Annotated in this window: 25 protein-coding genes and 1 pseudogene; 16 read left to right on the forward strand and 10 right to left on the reverse strand. The window is 64.2% G+C overall.

The window, feature by feature from the left end; translation table 11 throughout:
• Positions 1-208 precede the first annotated feature (208 nt).
• Positions 209-1,963, forward strand: a complete 1,755-nt coding sequence (locus LAJ50_RS17965; RefSeq protein WP_138653022.1) for a sensor domain-containing phosphodiesterase — start codon at positions 209-211, stop codon at positions 1,961-1,963.
• A gap of 315 nt (positions 1,964-2,278) precedes the next feature.
• Here LAJ50_RS17965 and LAJ50_RS17970 read toward each other — a convergent pair whose 3' ends face one another.
• Positions 2,279-3,025: a glucose 1-dehydrogenase gene (locus tag LAJ50_RS17970; protein ID WP_138653020.1), complete on the reverse strand. Its 747-nt coding sequence runs from the start codon at positions 3,023-3,025 to the stop codon at positions 2,279-2,281.
• Between the two features lie 411 nt (positions 3,026-3,436).
• Here LAJ50_RS17970 and LAJ50_RS17975 point away from each other — a divergent pair, with 411 nt between their 5' ends.
• Positions 3,437-4,141, forward strand: a complete 705-nt coding sequence (locus LAJ50_RS17975; protein WP_205961529.1) for an EAL domain-containing protein — start codon at positions 3,437-3,439, stop codon at positions 4,139-4,141.
• A 281-nt stretch (positions 4,142-4,422) separates the two neighbouring features.
• On the opposite strand, the gene LAJ50_RS17980 is transcribed toward LAJ50_RS17975, so the two are convergent.
• Together LAJ50_RS17980 and LAJ50_RS17985 are read right to left on the reverse strand one after the other, a co-directional pair.
• Complete coding sequence (locus LAJ50_RS17980) at positions 4,423-5,322, reverse strand: alpha/beta hydrolase (RefSeq protein ID WP_138653016.1); 900 nt, start codon at positions 5,320-5,322, stop codon at positions 4,423-4,425.
• Positions 5,323-5,487: 165 nt separating this feature from the next.
• Positions 5,488-6,207: a hypothetical protein gene (locus LAJ50_RS17985; protein WP_138653014.1), complete on the reverse strand. Its 720-nt coding sequence runs from the start codon at positions 6,205-6,207 to the stop codon at positions 5,488-5,490.
• 652 nt (positions 6,208-6,859) lie between these two features.
• On the opposite strand from LAJ50_RS17985, the gene LAJ50_RS17990 reads away from it, so the two are divergent.
• The 3 genes from LAJ50_RS17990 to LAJ50_RS18000 all read left to right on the forward strand — a co-directional run bounded on the left by LAJ50_RS17990 (position 6,860) and on the right by LAJ50_RS18000 (position 10,055).
• Complete coding sequence (locus LAJ50_RS17990; protein ID WP_224096376.1) at positions 6,860-7,705, forward strand: transglutaminase-like domain-containing protein; 846 nt, start codon at positions 6,860-6,862, stop codon at positions 7,703-7,705.
• A gap of 32 nt (positions 7,706-7,737) precedes the next feature.
• The gene (locus LAJ50_RS17995) at positions 7,738-8,427 is read left to right on the forward strand and encodes a hypothetical protein (RefSeq protein ID WP_138653012.1); all 690 of its coding nucleotides are present in this window, start codon (positions 7,738-7,740) and stop codon (positions 8,425-8,427) included.
• An 890-nt stretch (positions 8,428-9,317) separates the two neighbouring features.
• Complete coding sequence (locus LAJ50_RS18000) at positions 9,318-10,055, forward strand: hypothetical protein (RefSeq protein ID WP_224096377.1); 738 nt, start codon at positions 9,318-9,320, stop codon at positions 10,053-10,055.
• Between the two features lie 228 nt (positions 10,056-10,283).
• Here LAJ50_RS18000 and LAJ50_RS18005 read toward each other — a convergent pair whose 3' ends face one another.
• Positions 10,284-12,404: an ATP-binding protein gene (locus LAJ50_RS18005; RefSeq protein ID WP_138653010.1), complete on the reverse strand. Its 2,121-nt coding sequence runs from the start codon at positions 12,402-12,404 to the stop codon at positions 10,284-10,286.
• Positions 12,405-12,717: 313 nt separating this feature from the next.
• On the opposite strand from LAJ50_RS18005, the gene LAJ50_RS18010 reads away from it, so the two are divergent.
• Complete coding sequence (locus LAJ50_RS18010) at positions 12,718-13,065, forward strand: hypothetical protein (RefSeq protein WP_205961527.1); 348 nt, start codon at positions 12,718-12,720, stop codon at positions 13,063-13,065.
• Between the two features lies 1 nt (position 13,066).
• Positions 13,067-13,237, forward strand: a pseudogene (locus LAJ50_RS20300) (DNA-binding protein); the annotation flags it as partial.
• 302 nt (positions 13,238-13,539) lie between these two features.
• Here the strand turns inward: LAJ50_RS20300 and LAJ50_RS18020 are convergent.
• Positions 13,540-14,475 (reverse strand): LysR family transcriptional regulator, encoded by a 936-nt coding sequence (locus tag LAJ50_RS18020; RefSeq protein ID WP_138653006.1) that lies wholly within the window; start codon positions 14,473-14,475, stop codon positions 13,540-13,542.
• Positions 14,476-14,573: 98 nt separating this feature from the next.
• Between LAJ50_RS18020 and LAJ50_RS18025 the strand changes: the two genes are divergently transcribed.
• Positions 14,574-14,903 (forward strand): nuclear transport factor 2 family protein, encoded by a 330-nt coding sequence (locus LAJ50_RS18025; RefSeq protein ID WP_138653004.1) that lies wholly within the window; start codon positions 14,574-14,576, stop codon positions 14,901-14,903.
• Complete coding sequence (locus LAJ50_RS18030; RefSeq protein WP_138653002.1) at positions 14,900-15,682, forward strand: SDR family oxidoreductase; 783 nt, start codon at positions 14,900-14,902, stop codon at positions 15,680-15,682. Before LAJ50_RS18025 ends, LAJ50_RS18030 begins: the two co-directional genes overlap by 4 nt.
• A gap of 139 nt (positions 15,683-15,821) precedes the next feature.
• Here LAJ50_RS18030 and LAJ50_RS18035 read toward each other — a convergent pair whose 3' ends face one another.
• Positions 15,822-16,685: a LysR family transcriptional regulator gene (locus tag LAJ50_RS18035; RefSeq protein ID WP_138653000.1), complete on the reverse strand. Its 864-nt coding sequence runs from the start codon at positions 16,683-16,685 to the stop codon at positions 15,822-15,824.
• Between the two features lie 223 nt (positions 16,686-16,908).
• Here LAJ50_RS18035 and LAJ50_RS18040 point away from each other — a divergent pair, with 223 nt between their 5' ends.
• The 5 genes from LAJ50_RS18040 (at position 16,909) to LAJ50_RS18060 (ending at position 20,445) form a co-directional block, all read left to right on the forward strand.
• The gene (locus LAJ50_RS18040) at positions 16,909-17,655 is read left to right on the forward strand and encodes a glucose 1-dehydrogenase (protein ID WP_138652998.1); all 747 of its coding nucleotides are present in this window, start codon (positions 16,909-16,911) and stop codon (positions 17,653-17,655) included.
• 39 nt (positions 17,656-17,694) lie between these two features.
• Positions 17,695-19,134, forward strand: coding sequence for an MFS transporter (locus tag LAJ50_RS18045; protein ID WP_138652996.1), 1,440 nt, complete (start codon positions 17,695-17,697; stop codon positions 19,132-19,134).
• Positions 19,135-19,292: 158 nt separating this feature from the next.
• Entirely contained in the window at positions 19,293-19,784 is a 492-nt protein-coding gene (locus LAJ50_RS18050) for a hypothetical protein (protein ID WP_138652994.1), read from the forward strand.
• Between the two features lie 269 nt (positions 19,785-20,053).
• On the forward strand, positions 20,054-20,245 hold the full coding sequence (locus LAJ50_RS18055) for a hypothetical protein (protein ID WP_205961526.1): 192 nt from the start codon (positions 20,054-20,056) through the stop codon (positions 20,243-20,245).
• On the forward strand, positions 20,245-20,445 hold the full coding sequence (locus tag LAJ50_RS18060) for a hypothetical protein (protein ID WP_138652992.1): 201 nt from the start codon (positions 20,245-20,247) through the stop codon (positions 20,443-20,445). Before LAJ50_RS18055 ends, LAJ50_RS18060 begins: the two co-directional genes overlap by 1 nt.
• Here LAJ50_RS18060 and LAJ50_RS18065 read toward each other — a convergent pair.
• The 4 genes from LAJ50_RS18065 to aceE form a co-directional block, all read right to left on the reverse strand.
• Positions 20,442-21,128, reverse strand: coding sequence for a hypothetical protein (locus LAJ50_RS18065; RefSeq protein ID WP_138652990.1), 687 nt, complete (start codon positions 21,126-21,128; stop codon positions 20,442-20,444). The genes LAJ50_RS18060 and LAJ50_RS18065 overlap by 4 nt on opposite strands.
• 252 nt (positions 21,129-21,380) lie before the next feature.
• Positions 21,381-22,337, reverse strand: coding sequence for a hypothetical protein (locus LAJ50_RS18070; protein ID WP_138652988.1), 957 nt, complete (start codon positions 22,335-22,337; stop codon positions 21,381-21,383).
• 49 nt (positions 22,338-22,386) lie between these two features.
• Positions 22,387-22,575 (reverse strand): hypothetical protein, encoded by a 189-nt coding sequence (locus tag LAJ50_RS18075; RefSeq protein WP_138652986.1) that lies wholly within the window; start codon positions 22,573-22,575, stop codon positions 22,387-22,389.
• 85 nt (positions 22,576-22,660) lie between these two features.
• Entirely contained in the window at positions 22,661-25,354 is a 2,694-nt protein-coding gene (aceE, locus tag LAJ50_RS18080; protein WP_138652984.1) for a pyruvate dehydrogenase (acetyl-transferring), homodimeric type, read from the reverse strand.
• A gap of 361 nt (positions 25,355-25,715) precedes the next feature.
• Between aceE and LAJ50_RS18085 the strand changes: the two genes are divergently transcribed.
• Together LAJ50_RS18085 and LAJ50_RS18090 are read left to right on the forward strand one after the other, a co-directional pair.
• On the forward strand, positions 25,716-26,399 hold the full coding sequence (locus LAJ50_RS18085; protein ID WP_138652982.1) for a PadR family transcriptional regulator: 684 nt from the start codon (positions 25,716-25,718) through the stop codon (positions 26,397-26,399).
• On the forward strand, positions 26,389-26,739 hold the full coding sequence (locus tag LAJ50_RS18090; RefSeq protein ID WP_171044588.1) for a transcriptional repressor: 351 nt from the start codon (positions 26,389-26,391) through the stop codon (positions 26,737-26,739). Before LAJ50_RS18085 ends, LAJ50_RS18090 begins: the two co-directional genes overlap by 11 nt.
• Positions 26,740-26,773: the final 34 nt, after the last annotated feature.

Raw genomic sequence — 26,773 nt, forward strand, 5'->3', positions numbered from 1 at the left:
GACACCCGGCGCCCGCCGCGCGGCGGCACGTCCGGCATGGACCCGCACGGCGAGGTGAGCCGCGCTGCACAAGCCGCCCGATGGTCGCGTCCCGGTCGCGCGCAGGCGCGTAACGTTGGACACGAACGCCAGTGCCCGCCCCGCAGCCTGTTCTTCGTTGGCATGTTTCCTGCTCGCCTAGTTCGCGGCCCTGTCTGGTGGAACGCCCATGGTCCAGTCGTTGAAGACCGAAGATGAACGCCTGGCACTGATCCGCAGCCTGGATCTGGCCAAGATCGTCGACCTGCCCGAGCTGCAACGGCTGACCCGCCTGGTCTGCCAGATCTTCGACGTGCCCATGTCGCTGATCTCCATCGTCGGCGAGGAGCAGCAGTTCTTCATCGCACGCCAGGGCTTCCCGCTCAGCTCCCTCGCCCGCGCATCGTCGGTCTGCGACATCACCATCACCCGCCGGGAACTGGTCGAGATCGAGGACCTGCGCCAGGACCCGCGCTTCGCCGACAACGACCTGGTGCTGCAGGCGCCGCACCTTCGCTTCTACGCCGGCGCACCGCTCATCACCGCGTCCGGATACGCCATCGGCGCGCTGTGCCTGCTGGACCACAGCCCGCGCAGGCTCAGCGACCAGCAGCGCCAGCAACTGGAGACGCTGGCGACGCTGACCGTCGACCAGATCAGCCTGTTGAGCTCGGTGGGTCGGCGCGAGCCGGTCACCGGCCTGCCCAACCGCCAGCAGTTCACCCTGGACCTGGGCGCGCTGATCGAGGCCAGGCCCTACGATCGCCACACGCTGATGGTCCTGGACGTGTTCGACGTGCATGCCGCGCACCTGCTGGGCCAGGCGCGCGGCATGGCGCCGGTGGAATCACTGATCCGCCAGGTCGGCGAGCGCCTGTCCCGGCTGCTGACCGACATCGCGCCGCTGTACCACGTCGGCGTGTCGCGCTTCGCCTTCATGCTCAGCGACCTGTCCAGCGACGAACGCGAAGCGATCCTGGAGCGCGTGCGGCTGGCGGCCACCCGTCCGGTCCTGGTCGACGGCCTGCAGATGCTGCCCATGTGCCACGGCGGCGTCACCGCCTTCGATGCGTCCAACGCCGGCGACGCGCTGCGCCGGGCGATCGTGGCCATGCACCAGGCGCTGGACCAGCGCCAGCCCTGGCTGCGCTACGAACCCACGCGCGACCTGCAGCTGCGCCGCGATTACCGCCTGGCCGCCGATCTGCCGACCGCGATCGCCAACGACCAGCTGTACCTGATGTTCCAGCCCCGCGTGGACCTGGCGACCCGCAGGATGGTCGGGGTCGAGGCGCTGCTGCGCTGGCGGCACGAGGAGCTGGGCGAGGTCTCGCCCGCCGAGTTCGTGCCGGTGGTCGAACGCACCGCGCTGATGCCGCAGGTGACCGACTGGGTGATCCGCCAGGCGCTGTCGCAGATGCGGACCTGGATCGCGCGGGGCATGGACCTGAGGCTGTCGCTGAACGTCTCGCCGGCCGATTTCCGCGTCGGCGACCTGCCGCAGCGCCTGTCGAGCCAGCTCAAGCGCACCGGGCTGGATCCGGCCCTGCTGGAAATCGAGATCACCGAGGGCGAGTGGCTGGAACGCACGCCCGAAGTCTCGCGCCAGCTCAGCGAGATCAGCGCGATGGGCGTGCACATCGCGGTGGACGACTTCGGCGCGGGCTACAGCAACTTCGCCTACCTCACCACCCTGCCGATCAACACGATCAAGATCGACCGCAGCCTGGTGCAGGGCTTCCCCGGCGTGCTGCAGAAGGGCGCGATGGTGCGCTCGATCATCACCCTGGCCCACGACCTGGGCTTCCACACCGTGGCCGAAGGCGTGGAGACCGAGGAAGAAGCGGTGGCGCTGAAGACCCTGCGCTGCCGCGAAGCGCAGGGCTTCATCTTCCATCGCCCGATGCTGCCGCGGGATATCGACCGTTTGCGCGACGTTGCCTGAGCAAGGCGGCCGCAGGACAGGCGCGGGCGCGGGCTGCTCAGGACAGGCCAGCCCTGTCCAGGATCGAAGACGGCCAATCAGGGCCACCAGGCTGGATCAGGTCGCACCGCAGTGCGCTTGTTCGCTGGAAAACGCGACGGCGCAGCGCTCCGCCCCTCCCTCTTGCCGGAGGCGAAGGGAAGGGCTGGGGAGGGGTTCATCGAGCAGCACCACAACCGCAAGCCACAAAACCCCGTGGGAGCCGCCATGGCGGCGATGAGGCTTTCCCGGTAAAGCCACTCGCTGCCATGGCAGCTCCCACCAGGCAAGGCGCCTTCAGCGCAACCCACCGCCCGCCTTGATGCGCTCGCCGGTCAGCCAGCGCGCGTCGTCCGAGGCCAGGAACACCGCCACGTCGGCGATATCGTCCGGCACACCGACGCGGCCCAGCGGCGTCTGCGCCACGATCTGCGTCTGCATCGGCGAACCGATGAAGCCCGCGCTCTGCGCGCCTTCGGTATCGACCATGCCCGGATTGATGCTGTTGATGCGGATCCCGCGCGGGCCCAGCTCGCGCGACAGCACGCCGGTGATCGCATCCACCGCGCCCTTGGTCGCGGTGTAGACCACCATGCCCGCCGGCTCCAGCGCGCTCACCGTCGAGCCGATGTTGATGACGCTGGCGCCCTGCCCCAGGTGCGGCAGCGCGGCCTGCGTCACCTGCAGCAGGCCCAGCACGTTGATGTCGAAATGGCGATGGAAGTGCGCCGGCGTGACGTCTTCCAGCGGCACCGCCTCATACACGCCCGAATTGTTGACCACGATATCCAGACGGCCGAAGCGTTCGACGGTCGCGGCCACCAGCGCCTTGGCCTGTTCCGCATCGGCCACGTCGCCCTGCACCGCCGCCGCCTGGCCGCCGGCCTGGGTGATGCGCGCCACCACCGCGTCGGCGCCGCTGCGGCTGGACGCGTAGTTCACCACCACCGACGCGCCGGCGGCGCCCAGCGCCGTGGCAATGGCCGCGCCGATACCCTTGGAGGCGCCTGTCACCAGCGCCACTTTTCCTGCGAGCTTGCTCATCTTGATGCTTCCTGAAAATGAAGGGGGAAAACGCGCGCCCTGCCAACGCAGGCGGCGTGCCGGCAAAGAATGGAGCGTGGACACGAGCCGGATAAGCCGGGAATCCGGGGAAAAAGCATCCCGCCTGCGGGATAAGCCCAGGGCGCTCGCGTCATGAGATGCGCGCCGTCGCGCCGGCGCGGCGCCGCAACGCGCGCGTTGCCGGAAACGCGCGCGCCGCCATTGCGCAACGGCGGCGCAACGACGGTTGCAACACTGCGTTTTTCGCACGCGGCCAGCGTATCCTGCTAGCCACTTGTCGCTGCCGAAGGCACACATCGCATGGAACCGGCGCGCCCCTCCAGCCCCAAAGGCAACTCAGCGCCGTGCGCCAACTGCGGCACCGGCCAGCCGCTGGATTTCCAGATCCGGATGGCCTTCCAGCCCATCGTCGATGCGCGCACGCGCTCCATCTACGGCTACGAGGCGCTGGTGCGCACCGCCGAGGGCGGCGGCGCCATGGAGGTGCTGGCCCGCGTCACGCCCGAGCAGCTGTACCGCTTCGACCAGACCTGCCGGGTCAAGGCCATCGAGACCGCCGCGCGCCTGGGCCTGCAGGGCTACCTGTCGATCAACTTCCTGCCCAACGCCGTGTACGAGCCGGCCACCTGCATCCAGCTGACGCTGCAGGCCGCGCGGCGCCACGGCTTCCCCAGCGAGCGGTTGATCTTCGAAACCGCCGAGTCCGAACAGGTGCGCGACGAGGCGCACCTGACCCGCATCTTCCAGGACTACCGCGAGCGCGGCTTCCTCACCGCGATGGACGACTTCGGCGCCGGCTACGCCGGCCTGAAGCTGCTGGCCAACTTCCAGCCCGACCTGATCAAGCTGGACATGGCCCTGATCCGCGACATCGACCGCGACCCCGCGCGCCAGGCCATCGTGCGCGGCATCGTCGGCATCGCCAACGCACTGGGCTGCCAACCCCTGGCCGAAGGCGTGGAGACCGTGGAGGAATTCCGCTACCTGCACGGCCTGGGCATCGCCCTGTTCCAGGGCTACCTGTTCGGCCGCCCGCTGCTCGAACAGCTGGGCGAGGTGGAGCCGGCGCTGTGGGCCAAGTGCCTGGACGGCTAAGGCCGTCGATTTGAATAGAGATTTGAATAGATAATCGACCGCCAAGGCTGCCGAAAAGCCTTGCGCCTCAAACCGCTACGCCCGATTCGCCTGGCCGCCAGGCGACCGCCGTGAATAGATTCGCGCAGGCGCACGCCCGATCGCGATGTTCTTGCCAGGCGTGATCCTGGCGTTTCCTGTATCGACATTGCGCCTTTTCGGCGTCCCCACGGCACTACGCGGGCCGAGCTGCCGCGATGATATCGGCCCGTGCTAGGTCTGGCTGACAGCGCTCAGGGCTGTCACCAGCTTCGTTTCAGATCGCCAAGATGCTGGACCAGCGCATGGGCCACGTCGACGGTGGCCTCGCGTGCCGGGAAATGGCCAACGCCGGGCAGCACGATGCGCCGATACCCGCCGGTAAAGAAGCGCGCATCGTGCGCCGACTCCGCCGGTGGGTCGCAGCGGTCGTCTTCGCCCTGGATCATGAGGGTCGGCACGCGCAGGGTCTCGACGGCAGCCAGGCGTTGCCGGGCCGCGGCGTAGCGCGGGTCCAGCGGCTCGGACCGCCAGCGGCTTCGATAACCGTGCAGGGTGACGGCCACCCAGTCGGGGTTGCGGAAACTTTCCGCCGTCCTGGCGAACGCCGCCTCGTCATACCAACCTGGCGGACTCCAGTCTTGCCATTGCAGACGCGCAAAGCCGATGGGATCGGCCGCGACCGCCGCCGCGCCGCCATCGGTCGCCATGAACCACTGATACCACCAGCGCTGGCTCTGTTCGAACGACGCAGGGATCTGAAACCGCCCGCGCGGGGCATAGCCGATCGCCAGCGAAGCGATGGCGGCGACGCGCTCGGGCCAGAGCGCGGCAAGCACATACGCAGCGCGCCCGCCCCAGTCGTGGCCAACAACGGCGAAACGATCCCAGCCCAACGCATCGGCAAGATCGATCGCGTCCTGCGCAAGCGCGACGCCCGTGCCATCGCGCAGCGTGTCCGAAGACCGGAAGCGCGTCGGGCCAAAGCCGCGCAACCAGGGCGCGACCCAGCGATAGCCGGCGGCCTCCAGCGCTGGCGCCACCTGGGCCCAGCCGAGCACGTCATCGGGCCAACCATGCAGCAACAGCACCGGGGACCCGTCCTCAGGGCCGCCGCAGGCATAGCCGATGTCCAGCGTGTCCGTCGCGAGGGTGTGGGTCATGCATCCTCCAATGTCGGAACCAGGCAAAGCGCCACGCACCGTCTTCACGCCCGCGCGAGGCGCCCGACGGAGCCAGGACCGGAAGCCTAAAGCGCACGGATGCGAAAGCGCATGACGGTGACCCCCAGGCGGAGGGCGCCAACGTGGCGGCGCGCCTCTCCGCGCTCAGTGCAGCGAAGTCCGCGCAGGGGCGCCGCACGCGTCCGGCGTCGGACCCGGCAACGCAGGCAAGGTGACCGACGCGTTCTGGTCCAGGGCCGCACGCGGCACGTCATAGCGGGCCGGTGCCTCCCGGACGGAGGACGGCGGCACACGCGGCTCATCGGGCAGCGGCTGGTCCTGGATCTCGCCCAGCAGCGCCAGCGCCTCGCCGGCGCGGTCGAAGATCGAATGCCCCAGCCGGGACAGCGTGCCCTCGGCGAAGTCGGCCATGTCCTCGGCGGAGACCGCATCGGCGTAGGCCCGGATGGTGTCCAGCAGCAGGTTGAGCGCATCGACCTGATCGAGCGTGACGCCGAACAGCATGCGCGGCGAGGCGTTGAAGTCGTAAGGCTTGGGGTGCGGTGTGCCGGCGCTTGCAGACGGCGAGGCCTGCACAGCCTCATGCGTCACTTCATCCGGGGACGCGTGTGCCGGCGCGTACCGTGCCGGCCCCTTCGCCGCGTCGAGCACTTGGGCGAGTTGCTCGACGACCAAACCCAACGAGTATCTCCATTCGCCCAGGAGCGCCTCGGGCGGGCACGCCGGGGACGCGTCGGCAGTCCGCTGCTGCACCAGCCGGGCCAGGAACTCCAAGTGCTCCCTCAACTGCCGCAGCCGCTGCTGGCTCTCCTCGGGCAGCAGATAACCCATCTCACCGTGCTCGCCGAACACGCGCTCGTTCATCGTCGCCTCCTTGTCACCATGAAGTGCCCGCCCGCGGGTAGCGGACGGGAAGTCGGGAGGTTCGAAACCGCTCATAGACGGCGGGCGTATTCCCCTTGCGGGTGTTGTATTAGCCGCCCTCCCGACGCAGGCATCGCGTCGGCTGCACCTGCAAAGATGCAGGCACAAAAACCCCACCTGTTTGACGGAGGTGGGTACCGCTATGAGAGGAGTTTCGACGCTCCTTGAAAGCGAGATTGCTACAGCAAAATTCAGCTGTCAACAGCGCCTCCCGCGCAAATGCAGTTGTGTCTTTGCCCCCTTTTCGAGCGCGCCAGCGTGACATAACTCGCCGATCTGCAGCGTCGCATCGAGTAGCTCTCTTTGTGATGCTCCTACGGCATGTTGCGCCGATCCAGAGTTTGGGATACGAATAGGCAGCGCCAGCGGCGTACTAAACTGGGGAAATGGACTTATGGCGGGGGCCATTCCAAGGATTGCGGCCGGGGTGCTGATTGTTCTCTTGCTACTTGTAGTGGCAGGCGCTGCAATCGCTTCACCATCAGCTACCACTTCAGATGCTAGCGACGCTAGCATCGCGGCTCTTGAGCAACTACTGAGCCAGCCTGAAGGGCAGATCGACCTTGCGCGGGCTAAGGTTACGATTGATCACATGGTCGATCCCAAGGTGGACGTGGAAGCCACGCTTCGCCAAGTCGACCAGTGGGCAGCCAAGACACGCGCGCGGTTTCCGGCAGGTGCGTCGAACAAGGTCAAAATGCACCTGCTGATTTCGACGCTCTACGAGCCTGGCCCCTGGAATGATCACCGGCCTTTCGGCTACGACTACACAGATCCGTTCGGTCAGGACGTCAAGAAGAGCCTGCTGTCGCACTACTTTGCGACGCGCAATGGCCAGTGCGTCATCATGCCGATCGCTTTCCTGGTCATTGGCCAGCGGCTCGGACTGCCGTTGACCATCACCACCGCACCTTATCATTTGGTCGTCAAGTACGGCGACGAAGAACAGGGGCAATGGACGAACTTCGAGGCCACAAGCGGCCTGTTCCATCCCGACAGTGGCTACGAACAGGCCATGAGCATCCCACTGGAGGCGACACGCAATGACACGTTCTTGCGCCCTTTCTCTCAGCGCGAAACGGTGGCCTTGTTCGCAACCGCCTCGCTGTTGCCTTCTTACCAGCAGAAGAAGCAAGCTGAGCGCATTCTTACGGCGACTAGTTTGATCCTTAAGGCCAACCCCAAGGATGTCACCGCGATGGTCGTCCGCGGAGATGCCTACTATCTGCTCATCGAACAGCAGTTCAAGGCCAAATACCCAAAGGCGGATCAGATCCCGCAGGCTCTACGCGCCGAATACGCGGAATACAGCAGGCAGAATCTTGCTTGGTACGAAAGGGCCGAAGCCTTGGGATGGCGCCAATGGGGTCAAACAGAAAAGCAACGCTACCTGCGGCATTTCAACAGCATGAAAGCACAGAGCCAGGGAGGTTCGTGATGCGTAGAACCCTAATATGTGGTGTCCTTGCGATGACGATGGCGGCAACCACAGCCCTCGCATCCAACGACCCAGTAAAAGCCAACCCCAATACCGGCGCCAGCTTCAACCGCTACTCCTATGCCAATAACAATCCCTACAGGTTCACAGATCCCGATGGCCGAGACTGCATTTCCGCGTACGGCACCACCACCTGCTCTACAGAAAACTACGTCGTGAGCTTCCCAACACAGAAAGGCTTTAGAGACTTCACTACGAATTCCCCGAACTACCATGCTTACAGTGTTCCTGCGAGCACGCCCGGAAAGACTCTCGAGCAGAATCAGGCGTATGTAAAGAATAACCCGACCCCTGGCTTTTCTTCACCTGCCACCCCCAACGGAACATTCAATGACGCCACGCCGGTAATTGGCGGGTTGAGTCCTGTGGCGATCAGTCCCGTCACGTCTTTCAGCCTGACCAATCAACTCAATGGCCAGCCGGTTGTCGTGAATGTCACCTTGCCCGGACATCCGCTTGAGTCGGGCATCGTGGTTAGGCAGCCCACCGTTGACGCTAACGGCAACACCACCATTCAGAACTGGGGCGAAGGCACATCCAAACTGCAAGCACCTGGAAGCTTGACCGCCGAGCCCATCAACAGTGTTTGGACAGAGCAGAAGCAAGGAACACCATCGCCTACCGGGTGCAGCTCGGGGAGAAACAATGTCTGCTTTAAGTAATGGGAGACGCATAATTTTGGGAATTATGCTTGCCCCCTTAATACCGGGCCTGCTCATGCTGGCTTTATCGCTTCTGGGAAATCCCGGCGAGGGGATATGGGCGCTGAAGCTGACTGCGATGTTCGCATATCCTTCAATCATCGGTCTTGGGCTGCCCCTACATTTTCTATTCCAACGCAATGGATGGACCAGCGCGTGGCCTTACCTCATTGCGGGCACGATTGCGGGCGTAGCGATCGCGTACTTCGTATTTCCATCGCTCCATGTCCCTGGTTCGGGCCCAGCTAACGCTTCGTCCATTGCAATCGCAGCAATTTGCGCTTTTTTTGGAGCGGTCACGGCCACAACCTTCTGGTCGATTGCCAGACCCAATAAGAGTTTTAGTAGTTAGATCGTGGTCGCAGGAAAAGCAGGCTGCGACGCAGCGCCGCCACTTCAGAGCGCATGAGCGCCTCAAGACCATAGCCAGACTGCATCCCTCCTAATGCGATTCTCGCTATCGCTCGATGCCTTGGCATGCGAGTAGCACTAGCGTCATTCAGAAAAAGCTGATGCGCTCATTCGCAATCGGCTACACCGCCATCGTCGCCGGGCAAGTGCGAGCGGCGACCCATCGCCGCTTGGTGATGGAGCCGTCGATCCGGACGAGACGGTGACGGTCCGCCTAAGCCTGCAGCGCCAGCAGCGCTGTGGAACGCCAGCTTCCGCACTACCATCGAACGACGGCTCGGACGGCATGCAGGGTGGAAAGGCCCTCGAAGGCGAAGGCGTCAGAAAGGGAACTGCACTCCGACAACTGTTTCGGCTCGTGTGAATGCAGTTGTGTCGTCGCGGCACCTTCGACAGAGTAGACGGTGCGCGCATCTCACCCAGGAAGAGGCACACGACGCATGGAAGGCTCACCGGACCTCACGCAGCAAACGCCCGTCAGCGCGAAGCAACATCAGCCCGCTTTAGTGAAGGACTTGAGCTTTCCTTCGCTCGCCGAAGCAATGGCGCGCTACACCCGGGATACCGACCCGAATCGCGCAGGCCGGCTTGAGCGCTGGAGCTTTGTCGTTGCGCTGCTCGGGGCCGGGATCGGCATGCTGCTCGGTTCGATCCTGGAGGGGCGGACCGGCTTGGCTTTCGCCGCCACGGGCCTTGCCTTGGAGATTGGCGGTCTTCTTGTCACGCTGGTGCTGCAGATCAGACGCGAATGGCCGAGCTTCCGCCATCCCTACGCCCAGCACGCGGCCGAGATGGAGCACGAATTCCACTACTACCAAGACATCGTCCAGGCGCTACGCGCCTTCCCCCGCGAGCAGCGCCTGCAGCGCGAAGCCTTCATCCGCAACCGTAGATCGAACATGCACGAACGCCTGGGCCTGTTCACCGGCGGGATGGAGCGGCTGGGCGTCCTACCACTGCTCCTCGCCCTCTACCTGCAGCTCAAAGGCTGGCACTGGGGCGACTGGACCGTCCTGGCCGACATCACCCTGATCCAGGGCTGCCTCGCCTTCCTCCTGCTATTCGCCTACGCGATGTCCTGGCACCTCATTCGACTGCGAACCCGCGTGCAGAGCTACGAACAACTACTCGCCGAAGCGAATCGGCAGGATGCCGTCGCCAAACAGCCGTTGACCTGAGCCCTCCTGTCATCGGCGCCACGGATGCACGTGTAGTGACGACGCCTTCCGTTGGCCCCCAGTCACCGCGTGGCAACGTTGCAATGACCGACACCTCTGACGGCAGGCAGTACTGGCGGTACGCGCAGAGCTCCTGAAGACCAGGGCCGGCAGTTGTCAAAACTGCGAAAACTGCGTTCTGGCCCCCACTTTACGCACGTCTCGCCGCGCTCTTCGTCTAGCTCAAAATCAGCTACGCGAGCTCCGCTTGCGCTTGCGCTTCCGCTTGCCGGCGCTAGCAGAGTTAGGCACATCACTCTGCCCTGACGCATACATCCTGACGTATGTATCCAAAAGCCTGTCTACGGCCAACTCACCTGCATCAACTTTCTCTGGATTGCGAAGCTTTGAAAGGATAGTTACTAGCTGCTGTGCAGGAAATTTAACTACAACAATACCCTTATGGTAGAACTCTCTAAAAGCGTCGAGTTCGCCACCCTTCCTAAGGCCGAATTCAACGTCTCTGCATACTATGAAAGCGAGAGATCCATATTCTCGACCCAAATACCCAGCCACTTGGCGAAACTCCTCCACGCCTATACTTGAGTAATTCTTGACCTCAAAGACCACTTGCCTCGTCTTATAGTCATCTAGTATTCGGCGCCAAATACCTCCCCCTTGGTTCGTGGCAATAATATCTCTTCTCTGAGTAGCATTCGAATTAGCATGAAGCTGCACATTCGTCAAATTTTTTGAAAATGCAATCTCAATTGCTCGCTTACACCAGTTCTCGAATTGAGTCGCACCGGCGTTACCTTCGGGAATTGTATTAAGTTCCGCCATCAATTGACCAAGTATCTTCCTTCTTTGCTCCCCGCTCTGAGATTCAATAGAAATCTCATATTCATCGTAAATCTCTTCGGCCTCATTCTGAGTGAGCTCAAATCCACTTATATTGAGAGCAGGCCAGTAGCAGGGATGTATCATCAAGACGTCATCAGGCGCAAGCGATTTTTCGAACCTTTTGCCGTCGTGAGAGTAAACGAAACTAGCGATTTGCTTATTATAGATACCAATGAAGCCTATCCCGTACAGCGCCTTCAAGACCTCCTGCGGAGAGCCAAGAATCTGGAAATGCTGCATTTCCGCAACACTTAGCGTTGAACGATTCATTACGGAAGCTATTATATCTTGAACGTCGGAAAATCTCATCTTTGCATCCCCATTAGAAAACGAGGATGTAAGCTCCCTCAGACCAGGGAAAACCGACTCATACTCTTTTCCGAGATCGTTAAATCTCGTAAGGGAAATGCCTTTTGCCGATTCATCAAAATCCTCTTCGACCAAAGTACTTCTTCCTTGCCGCTGCGCTTGATAGAAAGCTGCGTTTAGCAACGCAATAACGTCTCTTGGCCGATACAGTGTAAGACGCAGGCATCGCCTAAAACCTTCTCTGCCGTGGAGTTCGTTTGCAGTAATTGAGTTCCAGACTTTCACGTCACTTTCTTTCACGACACCAAAGGCATATCTAATGCGATTGGCCACCATGTAAAACAGTTCCTGCGGATCCCAGTGAAGTCGAAGAACTTGGGATTCGAGATTTCTCGTAAAGTCCTTGTCTTCTGACTCAATAGCCCGAAGCATATTGTCTCGAATAAACACTATTGCTCTGAAATTCTCGGCTAGAGAGGAGCGAATCTCGTCTGTGCCGTAGAGTATTCCATCAATTATTCCAGTGCCAAGGATGTCCGGTTCATAGCCCTCGTCCAATCGATCTACGAGCAGGACATATAGAAGTGAGGAATCTGAGACTATTCGACTTATTTTTTCCGTCAATTTTTCAACGGAAAGGTACGCCGACAGTTCCGCAATGCGCTCTTCTTCATCTTTAAACTCATTCCGAAATTCCTTTAATATATAGCGCATTCTGTCGATAGGGGTTTCACCCATACGTCGCCAGCTATGGACTTCCTTCAAGAGTTGAGAGTCCACCTCTATTTGACGCTTTAATTTGTAATCTGAAAGAAGCTGCGATCCAATTTCCATCAAAATTGCATACTTCCAGGCAATCTTTATCCCAGCCCTCACTTTAGAGAGTCCTTCTCCGAACATCTTAGCCAACGGCCTTAAGCCAATCATTTGCTCCTCAGCGGGAGCAATCTTGATAACCGGCGTTCTGCGATCTGCCCACATCTTACTAAGACGATAGGTTATAGCGCTCTTCCCAGTACCACGTCGGCCAACAACTATGAAGCGATCCACGCTTTCAAATAGAGTTCGGTAGTCCTGCCACTCATAAAAAGATCCGTCTAGCGCTTTATGGTCGTTCTCACCGCGAACATCACCGAACGCGTTTGGCTTTGCGGCCATTGCTTGTCCTCAGAACTAAAATCTGGCAAGGAAGATGTGGCTCGTTGGCTCATCTCTTTTTTAACACACTTGGAAAACCGTTACGTCGGCTCACCCCCTATCGATCTTACTTCGCCTGGTTCCGTTGACCATATCCTTGTCGATCATGCTGGGGTCTTTGGAAGAACAGCGATGGCGGCGCGGTCGAGGTGAGCTGAAAAGTCGATGTGCGGCCCACAGTCCAGGAGTGAGAGCTGCGCTCTGATCCGTGTTTTCACGCTTTCCCTTTCGCCGCCTACGCACACTCGAATCCTCTCAAGCAGGAGGCTCCGCAGTGGCCCGATCAACCCGGTACGACGCGATTGACTTCACCCCGCCCAAGGGCGCCGCGCAGGCGGCGAGCCGGGGACTCAGGCTGCGGGAGACGCATGGCCGCGGCGGGACGGCGGTGGGGGTCGCGCGGGCGCGCGACCTGGCGGCGCAGGCCACGCTGTCGCCGGCGACGGTGCGCCGCATGACCTCCTACTTCGCGCGCCACGGCGTGGACAAGCAGGGCAAGGGCTGGGCCGATCGCACGCACCCGTCCGCCGGCTATATCGCCTGGCTGCTGTGGGGCGGCGATGCGGGCAAGCGCTGGGCCGAGCGGATCGAGCAGCGCATGCGCAAGGCGGAGGCGACCTGACATGGCGACGACCAAGCAAGCGAAGAAAGCCCCCTGGAAGAAGGCCAACCCGGCCAAGAAGTCGGCCAGCAAGACGCTCTCCAGCGGCCAGAAGGCCGAGGCCAAGTCCCGGGCGAAGAAGGCCGGGCGTCCCTACCCCAACCTGGTCGACAACATGGCGGTCGCGAAGAAGACCACCAAGAAGGCCGCCAAGAAGGCGACCAAGAAGACTGCGAAGAAAGCCACCAAAAAGACCGCCAAGAAGGCAGTAAAGAAGACGACGAAGAAGGCCACCAAAAAGACGACCAAACAGGCCACCAAACGCGCAGGCGGCCGCACGAAGAAGACGGCGTCCAAGTAACACGCTTGCGCTGTGGGTCCGCAGGAGTCGGGGCTGCCGCCGATCACGGCAGCCCGTCCTCTGTCGGGTGGGCGTCCATCGCGGCGGCAGTACCGATTTGCGCCAGGCGGCATGCGGCCCGCATGCCGCCCGCCTCAGCGGCGCTTCTTCGACGTTGGCGGCTCTGCCACCGCGATGTCCCGGTCGAGCAGGCAATCGATGAAGGCGCGCAGCGCGGGCAGCATGTGGCGGCGGCTGGAGTAGTAGAGGAACAGCCCCGGCACCGTGGGCGACCAGTCGGCCAGGACGCGCTTGAGCCGTCCTTCGGCCAAGGCGTCGGCGATGCCGCCGTCGTTGTAGGCGTACAGGATGCCCAGCCCCTGCAGGGCGGCGGGCACGATGATGTCCTGGTGGTTGGAGATCACCTTGCCCTCGCCGAAGTATTCGATCGTCTTGTCCTTCTTGCGGAAGGGCCAGCCGGCGATCTTGCCGCTGCCGGGGAAGCGCCAGTTGATGCAGTCGTGGCGGCTCAGGTCCGCCGGCGTGCGCGGTTCGCCGCGCCGGGCGAGGTAATCGGGCGAGGCCACGGCGAGCAGTTCGAAGTCCGGCGTCAGGCGGACGGCGACCATGTCCTTCTGCAGCCGGCCGCCCACGCGGATGCCGGCATCGAAGCCTTCGCCCGCGATGTCGCTCAGTCCGTCGTCGATGACGATGTCGAGCACGACCTCCGGATGCGCGGCGGCGAAGCGCCCCAGGCGCGGGGCGATCAGGCGTTCCACCGCCATGCTGAGCGTGTTGATGCGCAAGGTGCCCGCCGCGCGTGCGCGCGTGCCCACGGCCTGGGCCACCGCCTGGTCCATGTCGCGCAGCATCGGGGCGACGCGCTCGTGCAGCCGCCGCCCGGGCTCGGTCGGCGACACGCTGCGGGTGGTGCGGTTCAACAGGCGAACGCCCAGCCGGGATTCCAGCTGGCGGATGGTCTGGCTGAGGGCGGAGCGCGACACGCCCAGGTGATCGGCCGCGCGGGCGAAGCTCGTGCGGTCGACCACGGCCACGAAGGCCTTGAGTTCGGCGAATTCCGAGCCGCGCATTGTGCTGCTTTTCCTACATAGCCTGATCAGATAGTAGGTGATTCTCTAATCCAATGGCGCGCCTCAAGCTGGATCCACCTTCCCACTGGATCCCTGCGATGCAAGACCTCGCGCTACCCGAGCCGATCGCGGCTTACTTCGACGCCGACCGCCAGGATGGTCAGGCGGTCGCCCGCTGCTTCACCAGGGAGGGCACCGTCCTCGACGAGGGCGGCGTCCACACAGGCGCGGCGGCGATCGACGCCTGGAAGACCGCAGCGTCCGCCAAGTACCGCTACACCGCCAGACCGCATACGCTCGAAACGCAGGGGCGGCGTTACGTGGTCACCAGCCAGGTGTCGGGGGACTTCCCGGGCAGCCCGCTGGACCTGCGCTACATCTTCGTCCTGGAGCGCGGCAAGATCGCCTCGCTGGAGGTCACGCCATGAACTTCGACCTTCAGCTCGCGGGCAAGCGCGTGCTTGTCACCGGCGGCACGCGCGGCATCGGTGCGGCCGTCGTCGCCCTGCTGGCCCAGCTTGATGCGCGGGTGGTGGCGAGCGCGCGCTCCACACCGGAGCACGCGGTGGCAGGGGTCCACTACGTGGCGGCGAACCTGGCGACCGCCGAGGGCGTCGGTGAGGTCGTGGAGGCGACCCGGCAGCAGCTAGGCGGCGTCGACATCCTGATCAACGTGGTGGGCGGCTCGTCGGCGCCCGCGGGCGGCTTCGCCATGCTGGACGACGCGGAATGGGCCAAGGCGCTCGATCTGAACCTGATGGCGGCGGTGCGGATGGATCGCGCGTTGCTTCCGGCGATGCTCGCGCAGGGCGCCGGCGTGATCCTGCATGTGACCTCGATCCAACACGTGCTGCCGCTGCATGATTCGACCACCGCCTATGCCGCGGCGAAGGCGGCGTTGTCCACCTACAGCAAGGCGCTCTCCAAGGAGGTGACCCCGCAAGGCGTGCGCGTTGTGCGCGTCTCGCCGGGCTGGGTGGAGACGGAGGCCTCGGTCGATTTTCTCGGCACCATCGCCGCCAACGCGGGCACGGACGAGGACGGCGCCAGGCAGATGGTCATGGACGCGCTGGGCGGGATCCCGCTGGGGCGGCCGGCCACGCCCGGCGAGGTGGCCGATCTGATCGCCTTCCTGGTGTCGCCGCGGGCGGCCTCCATCTCCGGATCGGAGCACACGATCGACGGCGGCACCGTGCCGACCGCGTAAGCCGCACCGGCCGCCGTGGGCGCTGCGGGTGGCTTGGGCGGCGGGCAGCGCGCTGGGCGGCGGGTCGAAGCCGGATGCGCCCTCGGAGGTTCGGGCGCTTGGCTCTTGGAATCGACTCCGCCGCATCCGGAACGGGCCGCTAGCCCGGCGGCCTGTCGCTCAACATCCTGTCCGTGATCTCGAGCATCGCGCGCAGCCGGTCCATGTGCCTGAGGTCCTGGTGATAGCCGAGCCAGATGTCCCGAGTGGGCGGGGTGCCGCGCGTTTCGATGCGCTGCAGCCCCGCGGTCGCATCGCCCAGCGGGCGCGGCAGCACGGCCAAGCCGCGCCCGCGCAGGCACATCTGCGCCTGCACGCTGCGGCTGGTGCTGGTGAAGACGCGCGGCGCATCGGGGAAGCGCTCGATCAGCCAGGCCACGTCCGGGAAATGGCTCTGCGCGGTGTTCATCAGGATCAGGCCGACGGACGCGGGGTCGGCTTCCACCGCCGCGGCCGTCTGCGCCGTGGCGTACAGGCCGTAGTGCAGGGTCATCAGGCGGCGCTGGACGAGGTCGGGCTCGCTGAAGGGGACCAGGCGGAAGGCGACGTCGGCCTCGCGGCGGGTCAGGTCCAGCTGGCGGTAGCTGGCGATCACTTCGGGCACCACGGCCGGATGCAGCCGCCCCAGCTCCACGAAGACCGGCGCCAGCACGAAGGCGGCGAACCAGTCGGCCGATGAGATCCGCAGCAGGCCCTCGAGCCGGTCATGGTTGCCCGCCAGGCGGCGCTCCATGGACAGCGCGGCGTTCTCCATGGACTCGGCCAGCGACAGCACGCGGTCGCCCGCATCGGTGAGCACCAGGCCGTCGCGGGTGCGGCGGAAGAGCGGCTGCTCAGCCTCGTCTTCGAGCGCCTTGATCCGCCGGCCGACCGTGGGGTGGCTCACGCCGAGGCGCCGGGCCGCTTCGCCCAGCGAGCCCGCGCGCGCGACCGCCAGCAGGATCCTGACATCGCTCCATTCCATCGCCGCACCAGCCGTTCAAATCTGTACGCCGAATATGCAGGAATGGCAGTACACAAACAATGCTGTAAGTCTCACGATGCCAGCCCCTGCATTGGCTCCGGACGAGCCTGGCCCGTCGAGCCGGCATGGCGCCTGGTCTGCCTGACCCGCCCCCGCAGGGACCCGCGGCCTTCCTCGGCCGTTCCCGCCGATCCCGGCGATCCCCCATGCGGAGTCGAACAACGTGAGCAGGTTGCACAACAAGGTCGCCCTGGTGACGGGCGCTTCAAAAGGCATTGGCGCGGGCATCGCCCGCCGGCTGGCCAGCGACGGCGCGCAGGTCGTCGTCCACTACGCCACCGACCAGCGCGGGGCGCAGGCGGTCGTCGCCGACATCGAGGCGGCGGGCGGGCGCGCGGTGGCGGTGCAGGCCGATGTGCGCCACCAGGCCGAGGTCGCGGCGCTGATCGATGCCACGCTCGGGCAGTTCGGCCGGCTGGATGTGCTGGTGAACAACTCGGGCATCTACCAGTTCGCCAGGATCGAGGACAGCAGCGAGGCGCTGTACCGCCAGCAGTTCGACATCAACGTGCTCGGGCCGCTGCTGGTCACCGGCGCGGCGGTGCCGTTCCTGCGCGAGGGCGCCAGCATCATCAACGTCAGCTCGTTCGTCACCCGCGTGCTGCCGGTGGAAAGCGCGATCTACAGCGGCACCAAGGGCGCGCTGGATGCGATCACCGGCGTGCTGTCGCGCGAGCTGGGCCCGCGCGGGATCCGCGTCAACGCGGTCAATCCCGGCCTGATCGAGACCGACGGCACCCACGCTGCCGGCGTCATCGGGTCCGACTTCCATGCGTGGAACCAGGCGCAGACGCCGCTGGGCCGCATCGGCCAGGTCACGGACGTCGCCTCGATCGTCGCGTTCCTGGCCTCCGACGACGCGGGCTGGGTGAGCGGCGAACGCATCCTCGCCTCCGGCGGCATGCGCTGAGGCGGCCCTTCGCCACGACTCGCAAGACGAGGTACTCCTATGAACGCATCAATCGCGGAAGCCAGCGGCCCGGACGCGCGCCGCTGGATCGCCCTGGTCGTCCTGCTGACCGGCACGCTGCTGCCGCCGCTGGACTTCTTCATCGTCAATGTCGCGCTGCCGGCCATCCGCGACGACCTGCACGCCTCGCCGGACGTGTCGCAGCTGGTGGTGTCGGTGTACGCCACCGCCTATGCGGTCACCCTGGTGCTGGGCGGCCGGCTGGGCGACATCCTGGGGCGCAAGCGCACGTTCCTGGCGGGCATGGTCGGCTTCGGCGTGGCGTCCGCGCTGTGCGGGCTGGCGCCCTCGGCCGAGGTGCTGGTCGCCGGCCGGCTGCTGCAGGGCGTGTCGGCCGCGGTGATGGCGCCGCAGTCGCTGGCCTTCATCCATGCGCTGTTCCAGGCGAGCGAGAAGAACCGCGCGCTCAGCCTGTACGGGGCCACGTTCGGGCTTGCGTCGGCGGCGGGCCAGCTGCTGGGCGGCGTGCTGGTGGCGGCCAGCCCGTGGGGCCTGGGCTGGCGGAGCGTGTTCCTGGTCAACCTGCCGGTCATCGCGGTCGCGATCCCCGCGGCGCTGGTGCTGCTGCCCGAGCGCAAGGCCGCGGACCCGGAGCGCCTGGATCTGGCGGGCGCGGCGCTGCTGGCGTTGGGGCTACTGGCGCTGGTGGTGCCGCTGATCGAGGGCCGTGAGCGCGGATGGCCCTGGTGGTGCCTGGGCGCGCTGGCGCTGGCGCCGCTGCTGCTGTTCGTGTTCTGGCGTTACCAGAACGCCCGGGAACGCTCTGGGGGCTCGCCGCTGGTCTCGCCCAGTGCGCTTTCCTCCCCGGCGCTTCGGCGCACGCTGGTGGCGACGCTGTTCTTCTATGCGCTGGCGGCGTTCTTCCTGATCTTTTCGGTCTACCAGCAGGCGGGGCTGCACCACGGTCCCCTGGCGGCCGGCATCGCGATCCTGCCCGTGGGCGTGGGGCTGCTGCTGGGCGCGCTGAGCGGCCCGCGCGTGGCGCAACGGCTGCATGCGCGCACGGCCGCCTTCGCCATGAGTCTGGAAGCGACGGGACTGGCGGTCGCGGCCGTCCTGGTGGCCTTCGCCAAGCCTGCGTGGCTGCCGCTACCCCTGGCGCTGATCGGCATCGGGCAAGGCATCGCGCACCCGGCGCTGGTGCGGCTCAACGTGGACCAGGTGGAGGAGCGCTGGGCCGGGCTCGCCGCCGGCGTGGTCAGCGCCGTGCTGCAGATCAGCGCCGCACTGTCGGTCGCGCTGGTGGGCGGGGTGTTCTTCGCGATGGTGCCCGACGGTGCGAGCGCAGGAGCGGTCGCCCACGGCTTTGCGGTCGCCGCGCTCCTCATCGCCGCCGCGCTGGCGATCGCCGCGGTCCTCAGCTGGCCGCGGGAGCACCGCGATGCCAGGGGCGCCCGCGGCGTGCGGGAGAGCGCATGAGCGCCTGCTTCGCCGCGCCGTCGGCGATCGAGAACGGGATGCGCTCCCCAGGCAGCGCTGAAAAGCGTCTCCACGGGCGGATGGAATATTCCGGCGCTTGATGCGTCACACCACCGATCACGCGATCCACCCTTTCTCACCAACAAGGAACCGCCTCGATGGGCATCTCACCAATTGGCTGGCTGCATACCCTCGGCAGCCTGCCGGCCATCCCCCTGGCCGCTTACATGCTCGTGAAGCATGGCCGCATCACGCCGACCAGCAAGGCGGGCCGCGCCTATTTCTGGTTCATGCTGCTGGGCGTGCTGACGGTGTACCCGATCGCGCACCAGCCGGTCAGCAAGCTCGCCGCGACCGTGACCCTGGCGACCTTGCTGGTGGGCTACGGCATCGCCCTCGCCCGACCCGCCGCGCGATTCTGGACCTACGTGCAGACCATCGCACTCAGCCTGAGCGTGTTCCTGCTCATGGTGCCCACCGTGTCGGAAACCCTGCGACGCCTCCCCGTCAGCCACCCGCTGGCGCAGGACCCCAAGGCGCCGTTGCTGCTTGGCGTGATCGGTGTGCTGTTCCTGACCCTCATCATCGGTGTCCCCCTGCAGCTGTGGGCGCTGTACCGGCAGCAGCGTCGGGCACTGGTGGCGCGTTGATGCATGAGTGAAAGACAAAACCGGGGTCAGAGCGCACCTTTCCTACACCGCGCCCGCCATCACCCGATGTCATGGACGACGCACGGACCAATGCTAGGCGCACTCCGGATGCGAAGGATCGCCCATGCCTCGACAGCACGTCTGGACCCTGACGTGCCCCAGTACGATGCATTCACCACACTTATGCAGCCCCTAGGCAGCGCCATGTGCGCTACAGCGACGACCACTACCGGCGCGCCGGCACCCTATGGGAAGGACGCTACAACAGGATGACTTACCTGCTGCGCTGCTACCGCTACATCGAACTCAAACCCGTCCGTGCTGGCACGGTCGCCGATCCCGCGGACTACCCCTGGTCCAGTCACGCGTACAAAGGACGGGAAAGCCGACGCACTCATCCCACCGCGCTACAGCGCGATCGCCCCGTCGAAGTGCGCGCGACGACCTACCGCTGCTCGTGATGGACGCCACCGACCCCGGCAAGAGCGCCACGATCCGTCTCAACCTGCAGCGCCAGCACGCGCTGGGGAACACGCGGTTTCGCGCGGCCATCGAACGACAGCTCGGACGGCGTGCAGGACAGGACCTGCTGCGCGCAGGGGAAGCCGCCGAAGGCCACTGCGTCAGAAGCGGAAACCACTCTGACCCCTGTTTCAGCTAGATCTTTTCCATTCGAACGTTCAAAAGATCATTAGCAAAAGCTCTAACGATCAGCGCTTCGAACTTCCCGATCAGGATGCCTGGAACCTCGAAGGCACTGAAATATGCTGCAATACCATATAGCGGGACTTGCTGCCGGACGATTTGGCGGGTCTTTTCCTCGTGTCCGCGATATTTCACTCGATTGGTAGGATGCGAAACACGCTTAATACTCTGAACTTCCTTCCTATTCCGGTTAAACGCATTGTTCATCTCAGTCCATAGAGAGAGCTTGTGCGCCTTCCCAGCATAAATCGAACGACCCCGACTGTCGTGAAACACATAGATGCCGTGAGTTGACTCCAACTTTTGGCGAAGTCCGGACAAGTAAGGATGAACTTCGCCAGATTTATCACCAGTGGAAAATAGCTGCCTTTTTCCACCTGCGGTCACATACTGTTCGATGGGAAAGAACTCTGCAACAGGAATAACCGTAGATTTGACCACGGACTCCCGCTGCGCCCTAGCAAAACTGATCGATAGATTCGCCATTTGCCTAGGCGTTAGTATGCCTGTTCTGTATTTAGCCAAGCCAGCCACTGTAACCCCTAAAGCATCAGCAATCACCCGCTCAGTAACTTGGCCGGCCCCATATCTTTTCTTCAGCCGCTTTTCAAACTCATTGATCAGATCATTTCCCTTCATCTTCAGCTCCTTTGATGATGTGTTAAATTGATCCAACCTCAGGCGGCGCTGAAGCTGTCAAAACTTTGCTGCCCGGTTAGGAACCATGATTGATTGCAGGGTTCCACCTAGCAACAGATTATACGTAGCGCCGGCCTAATCGCTTGGACGGGGAGTCCACAGGGATCGAAGGCACCAAAGGCGAAAACTGTACTCTCCCCCTGTCTCCGCCTGTTTCCGACCCACGGTCATCGATGGTACGTCACGTCTGCATCAAATATCGCCGTTGACCGACTCTGCTTTCTCAGCCTCTTTCTTGTCCGCAAACCAGTCTTTGTAAGCACCCGAATCGTAGAACGAAAGTGATTCAATCTCTTTTACCAGAATGACTTTGATCCAGTCATTGATGTTGATCTCTCGCCCGCCCGATGCTTCGCGAATTAGACTAGTAAGCTCATCGCGCTCTCGCTCAAAGCCGCGTTTGACTCTTCGAATGAATTTCCTACCACGCTCGGTTGATCTCAAAACCTCGAACTTCGGGTCAGAAAGATGCACGCCGACCAGTCTAAGCTGCTCTTCTACCGAATAAAGGCGCTGCTTGGCAGCCCACAAATCAATGACAGGATATTCCGTTCGAGCAACCCCCATTCTTAGATTATCTTTGTCGCGCCAAGTTGAAAATGACGGCAAAATCTCAATGCATGCTCTATCTTCGCCCAAATCGAACGGAATCTCAAAGATCCGACCGCAATAGATCTTGCGAGATTTTAGCGTCAACATCACGAGTTTCTGCTCGTCCACAGCGCGTCGCAGCAGCTGGGCCATAGCTCCTCCGTCGCGCTCTGTGAGCCGATCGTAGACACGCTGCGCCCGACTCCTTGCCTTGATGCCGTCAGGCGAATGTGCAAGAGCGCCGCGCCCACCAACCAACCAGACAGAAGCCAGATTGAGCAATCTTGCGGAAACGATAGAGGTGATGATCGTGGCAAGCAGGCGGCCCGCGTGAGGAATCGGAATGGCACCATTGAGAGCCGCCGCTGCCTTGAGAACTAAGTTGTCGCTAGCGAGATATGGCCTCAATAGTCCAAGCACACCAAAAACCATGGCGCCGAGGAGCAGCCCTGAGCCAGCAGCCATGAAGAATAGCTTCTGACCTTCTGCCCTATTGCTGTAGTAGCGAACAGGGTGGAAATTCAGATTAAACAAGTAACCGCTGATCAGTAGCGCCATCAGTACGATGGCAGAGCTTCCTGCTCCCATGTGATGTCCTGTAGATCAGTTAGCGGACGAGTTTGCGCAGTGATTCGATAGCCCGACGACCGTCGTGCTCGTTGATAAACACTTTGTCTGGGTCAACTCTCAACGCGCCTCCGAAACTCTGACTTGTCTGGCGACTACGGATATCTTCGATGGTGCGCTTTTCGATCTCTCGAAGGCGGTCAGAGAGCTTACGGACGGACTCGTTCATCCTGGCATTCCTTGGAGGGCATGAGGGCATCCTGTGCCCTCACAGTCCCACAGATTGAGATTGCCGTCCAGCGTCGGCAGTCTGATCACGCCCCGTCCGGATTCACCTTCTCCACGTCGATCTTGTACTGCTTGATCGCGCGGGCCACGTCCTTGCCGGTCATCTTGCCGTCCTTGGCCAGCGCCGCGATGGCGGCGTGGGCGATGTAGTAGCGGTCCACCTCGAAGAAGCGGCGCAGGTTGGCGCGGGTGTCGCTGCGGCCGAAGCCGTCGGTGCCCAGCACGGTGTAGTTGGTGGTGGGCAGGAAGGCGCGGATCTGGTCGCTGTAGGCGCGCACGTAGTCGGTGGCGGCGATGACCGGGCCCTGGCGGCCTTCCAGGCACTGGGTGACGTAGGGCTTGCGCTGTTCGCCTTCCGGATGCAGGCGGTTCCAGCGCTCGGCGGCGAAGCCGTCGCGGCGCAGTTCGTTGAAGCTGGGGCAGGACCAGATGTCGGCGGTCACGCCGAAGTCCTTGTCCAGCAGCTCGGCCGCGGCGATGGCCTCGCGCAGGATGGTGCCGCTGCCCAGCAGCTGCACGCGCAGCTCGCCCTTCTTGGGCTTGCCGGCGTCGGTGAGCAGGTACATGCCCTTGATGATGCCTTCCTCCGCACCCGCCGGCATTTCCGGATGGGTGTAGTTCTCGTTCATCAGCGTCAGGTAGTAGTACTCGTCCTTCTGCTCTTCCATCATCGACTTCATGCCGTGCTGGAGGATGACGGTGACTTCGTAGCCGAAGGTGGCGTCATAGCTGCGCACGTTGGGGATGGAGCCGGCGATGACCAGGCTGAAGCCGTCCTCGTGCTGCAGGCCTTCGCCGTTGAGCGTGGTGCGCCCGGCGGTGCCGCCCAGCAGGAAGCCGCGGGTGCGCATGTCGGCGGCCTGCCAGGCGATGTCGCCCACGCGCTGGAAGCCGAACATCGAGTAGTAGATGTAGAACGGCAGCATCGGCACGTTGGACACCGAGTAGCTGGTGCCGGCGGCCAGCCAGGACGAGATGGCGCCCGGCTCGCTGATGCCCTGCTGCAGCACCTGGCCGGACTGGTCCTCGCGGTAGTACATCAGCTGGTCGGCATCGACCGGCTTGTACTTCTGGCCGAACGGGGCGTAGATGCCGATCTGGCGGAACATGCCCTCCATGCCGAAGGTGCGCGCCTCGTCGGCCACGATCGGCACGATGCGCGGGCCCAGCTCCTTGTCGCGCAGGGCGATGTTGAGCGTCTGCACGAAGGCCATGGTGGTGGAGTACTTGCGCTCGCCGCTGTCCTTGAGCAGGCGCTCGTAGGTCTGCAGCGGCGGCACGGTGAAGGACTTGTCGGCCTTGCGGCGGCGCGCGGGCAGATAGCCGCCCAGCGCGGCGCGGCGCTCCTTCATGTAGCGCACTTCCGGCGAGTCCGGGCCCGGGTTGTAGAAGGGCACCTGCTCGGCCTCGGCCAGCTGCTTGTCGCTTAAGGGGATGTTGAAGCGGTCGCGGAAGGTGCGCACCGCGTCGTCGTCGAGCTTCTTGGTCTGGTGGGTCGGGTTGAGCGATTCGCCCGCGCTGCCCATGCCGTAGCCCTTGACCGTCTTGGCCAGGATCACGGTGGGCATGCCCTTGGTGTTCACCGCCGCGTGGTAGGCCGCGTAGACCTTGTGCGGGTCGTGGCCACCGCGGTTGAGGCGCCAGATGTCGTCATCGGACAGGTTGGCGACCATGGCGGCGGTCTCCGGATACTTGCCGAAGAAGTTGGCGCGCGTGTAGGCGCCGCCGAAGGCCTTGCAGTTCTGGTACTCGCCGTCGACGGTTTCCATCATCAGCTTGCGCAGCACGCCGTCGGTGTCGCGGGCCAGAAGCGGATCCCAGTACGAGCCCCACAGCAGCTTGATCACGTTCCAGCCGCCGCCGCGGAACACGCCTTCCAGCTCCTGGATGATCTTGCCGTTGCCGCGCACCGGGCCGTCCAGACGCTGCAGGTTGCAGTTGACCACGAAGATCAGGTTGTCCAGGCCCTCGCGGCCGGCCAGGGCGATGGCGCCCAGGGTCTCCGGCTCGTCGCTCTCGCCGTCGCCGATGAAGCACCACACCTTGCGGTCGGACTTCTCGATCAGGCCGCGGTGCTCGAGGTACTTCATGAACTGCGCCTGGTAGATGGCGCTCAGCGGCCCCAGGCCCATCGACACGGTCGGGGTCTGCCAGAAATCGGGCATCAGCCAGGGGTGCGGATAGGACGAGATGCCCTTGCCTTCGCACTCCATGCGGAAGTTGTCCAGCTGGGTCTCGGTGATGCGGCCTTCCAGGAAGGCGCGGGCGTAGATGCCCGGGGCGCTGTGGCCCTGGATGTAGAGCAGGTCGCCGGGGTGGTTCTCCGACGGGGCGCGCCAGAAGTGGTTGAAGCCCACGTCATAGAGCGTGGCGGCCGAGGCGAAGGAGGCGATGTGGCCGCCCAGGTCGCCCGGCTTGCGGTTGGCGCGCACGACCATGGCCATGGCGTTCCAGCGGATGATCGAGCGGATCTTCCACTCCAGCGCGCTGTCGCCGGGGCTCTTGGCCTCCAGGTTGGGGGCGATGGTGTTGACGTACTCGGTGGTGGGCGAGAACGGCAGGTAGGCGCCGGAGCGGCGGGTCAGTTCGACCAGGTCCTCCAGCAGCTGGTGGGCGCGCAGCGGGCCTTCGGCGTCGATGACCGCCTTGAGCGACTGGATCCACTCCTGGGTCTCGGCCGGATCCGGATCGCTCTGCAGCATCTCGTTCAACCAGTTCATTGCCATCTCCTCGCCTGTGCGCCGCGACGTGTTTGCGGCATCGGTGTCGTCTGGGCCGGCGATTGTAAGCCAGGGCGTGGGGCCGCGTCGGTTCGACCTTGGAGGTAGATCGGGCTTTGGGGCGATTTCTGACGATATTTCGTCCGCGCGATGTCCGAAGGCTTGCAGTTGTGAGGATTTCGTATGACGAGGAAGTGTCAGCGATTGTCGCTTCGACACAATTCGATATATCTTTTTACCGAACTTCGATATATCTTTTCCCGGCCGCCGAAGGCCATCCACATGGCCAGGGTGCCGCCGCAGGCGCGGGCAACCGCGCCGCGCAGGCCTCCGCTGCGGCGCCCGCCCACGAGGAGTTGCCATGCATCCACGTTCACGCCATCACGGCCGCGGCCACGATGCGCACGGCCAGGACCGCCACGCCTCGCACGAGGGGCGTGCCCGGCGCGGCCACGACGACCAGGACACCGGCCGGCCTGAAGCGGACGCTCCGGCCGGGGACGGCGGGTCGCGCCCTGCACAGCGCGGGGGCCGCGAGCGCCTGGGCCGTCGCGGCGAGCGCGGCGAAGGTCAGCGCAGCCCGCGCCGGCTGGCGCACGGCGATCTGCGCCTGCTGCTGCTGGGACTGCTGGAGGCGCAGCCGCGCCATGGCTACGAGCTGATCCAGCTGATCGGCGAGATGTTCCTGGGGCAGTACGCGCCGTCCGCCGGCGCGGTCTACCCGGCGCTGGCCCAGCTGCAGGACGACGGCCTGGTGACAAGCAGCGAGGACGGCGCGCGCCGCCTGCATGCGCTGACCGAGGCCGGCCGCGCCTTTGTGCATGCCCACGCGCAGGCACTGGACGACGCGCGCCTGCGCACCAGGCACAGCGCGCGCATGCTGGTGAAGGCCGGCCTGCCCGCGCCGGTGCGCGGCGGCATGAGCGCGGTCAAGCGCGCCCTGCTGGCCCACCATGGCCACTGGACGCCGGAATCGGGCGAGGCGATCGCGCGGATCCTGCAGCAGGCCGCCGCGCAGATCGCGCAGGTGTCGCGTGGCGACTGAGGCGCACCTCGCGGCGCTGCAGTCCGCGGGCCTGCGCCTGACCGTACCGCGCCGGGCCCTGCTGGAACTGCTCGCGCGGCAGCCGGTGGCCTGCGACGCCATGTCCCTGCACCAGCAGCTGCGCGGCCAGGGCCGCCGCGTGAGCCTGGGCACCGTCTATCGCCTGCTGCGCGTCCTGGAGGACCGGCAGCTGGCGATTGCCATCGCCAGCCCGCACGGCCGCACCTTGTGGCGCCTGTGCCAGCCCGCGCCTTCCGCGCCCCGCGATGCGGCGGCCACGAGCGCCTGGTTGCGCTCGCTCGCCGCCGAGCTGGGCTATCGCCTGGTGCCGTTGCACTGACCGCGCCGGGCCGCTTCTTCTCTTTATGGAGTGA

The organism is Pseudoxanthomonas sp. X-1 (genome assembly GCF_020042665.1).
Classification (GTDB): domain Bacteria; phylum Pseudomonadota; class Gammaproteobacteria; order Xanthomonadales; family Xanthomonadaceae; genus Pseudoxanthomonas_A; species Pseudoxanthomonas_A spadix_A.

What these genes read in the sequence shown, in the direction of transcription:
- LAJ50_RS17965 (WP_138653022.1), top strand. Translation starts at nt 209, where the DNA reads ATGGTCCAGTCGTTGAAGACCGAAGATGAACGCCTGGCACTGATCCGC.
- LAJ50_RS17970 (WP_138653020.1), bottom strand. Translation starts at nt 3,025, where the DNA reads ATGAGCAAGCTCGCAGGAAAAGTGGCGCTGGTGACAGGCGCCTCCAAG.
- LAJ50_RS17975 (WP_205961529.1), top strand. Translation starts at nt 3,437, where the DNA reads ATGGCCTTCCAGCCCATCGTCGATGCGCGCACGCGCTCCATCTACGGC.
- LAJ50_RS17980 (WP_138653016.1), bottom strand. Translation starts at nt 5,322, where the DNA reads ATGACCCACACCCTCGCGACGGACACGCTGGACATCGGCTATGCCTGC.
- LAJ50_RS17985 (WP_138653014.1), bottom strand. Translation starts at nt 6,207, where the DNA reads ATGAACGAGCGCGTGTTCGGCGAGCACGGTGAGATGGGTTATCTGCTG.
- LAJ50_RS17990 (WP_224096376.1), top strand. Translation starts at nt 6,860, where the DNA reads ATGGTCGATCCCAAGGTGGACGTGGAAGCCACGCTTCGCCAAGTCGAC.
- LAJ50_RS17995 (WP_138653012.1), top strand. Translation starts at nt 7,738, where the DNA reads ATGACGATGGCGGCAACCACAGCCCTCGCATCCAACGACCCAGTAAAA.
- LAJ50_RS18000 (WP_224096377.1), top strand. Translation starts at nt 9,318, where the DNA reads ATGGAAGGCTCACCGGACCTCACGCAGCAAACGCCCGTCAGCGCGAAG.
- LAJ50_RS18005 (WP_138653010.1), bottom strand. Translation starts at nt 12,404, where the DNA reads ATGGCCGCAAAGCCAAACGCGTTCGGTGATGTTCGCGGTGAGAACGAC.
- LAJ50_RS18020 (WP_138653006.1), bottom strand. Translation starts at nt 14,475, where the DNA reads ATGCGCGGCTCGGAATTCGCCGAACTCAAGGCCTTCGTGGCCGTGGTC.
- LAJ50_RS18025 (WP_138653004.1), top strand. Translation starts at nt 14,574, where the DNA reads ATGCAAGACCTCGCGCTACCCGAGCCGATCGCGGCTTACTTCGACGCC.
- LAJ50_RS18030 (WP_138653002.1), top strand. Translation starts at nt 14,900, where the DNA reads ATGAACTTCGACCTTCAGCTCGCGGGCAAGCGCGTGCTTGTCACCGGC.
- LAJ50_RS18035 (WP_138653000.1), bottom strand. Translation starts at nt 16,685, where the DNA reads ATGGAATGGAGCGATGTCAGGATCCTGCTGGCGGTCGCGCGCGCGGGC.
- LAJ50_RS18045 (WP_138652996.1), top strand. Translation starts at nt 17,695, where the DNA reads ATGAACGCATCAATCGCGGAAGCCAGCGGCCCGGACGCGCGCCGCTGG.
- LAJ50_RS18050 (WP_138652994.1), top strand. Translation starts at nt 19,293, where the DNA reads ATGGGCATCTCACCAATTGGCTGGCTGCATACCCTCGGCAGCCTGCCG.
- LAJ50_RS18055 (WP_205961526.1), top strand. Translation starts at nt 20,054, where the DNA reads ATGACTTACCTGCTGCGCTGCTACCGCTACATCGAACTCAAACCCGTC.
- LAJ50_RS18060 (WP_138652992.1), top strand. Translation starts at nt 20,245, where the DNA reads ATGGACGCCACCGACCCCGGCAAGAGCGCCACGATCCGTCTCAACCTG.
- LAJ50_RS18065 (WP_138652990.1), bottom strand. Translation starts at nt 21,128, where the DNA reads ATGAAGGGAAATGATCTGATCAATGAGTTTGAAAAGCGGCTGAAGAAA.
- LAJ50_RS18070 (WP_138652988.1), bottom strand. Translation starts at nt 22,337, where the DNA reads ATGGCGCTACTGATCAGCGGTTACTTGTTTAATCTGAATTTCCACCCT.
- LAJ50_RS18075 (WP_138652986.1), bottom strand. Translation starts at nt 22,575, where the DNA reads ATGAACGAGTCCGTCCGTAAGCTCTCTGACCGCCTTCGAGAGATCGAA.
- aceE (WP_138652984.1), bottom strand. Translation starts at nt 25,354, where the DNA reads ATGAACTGGTTGAACGAGATGCTGCAGAGCGATCCGGATCCGGCCGAG.
- LAJ50_RS18085 (WP_138652982.1), top strand. Translation starts at nt 25,716, where the DNA reads ATGCATCCACGTTCACGCCATCACGGCCGCGGCCACGATGCGCACGGC.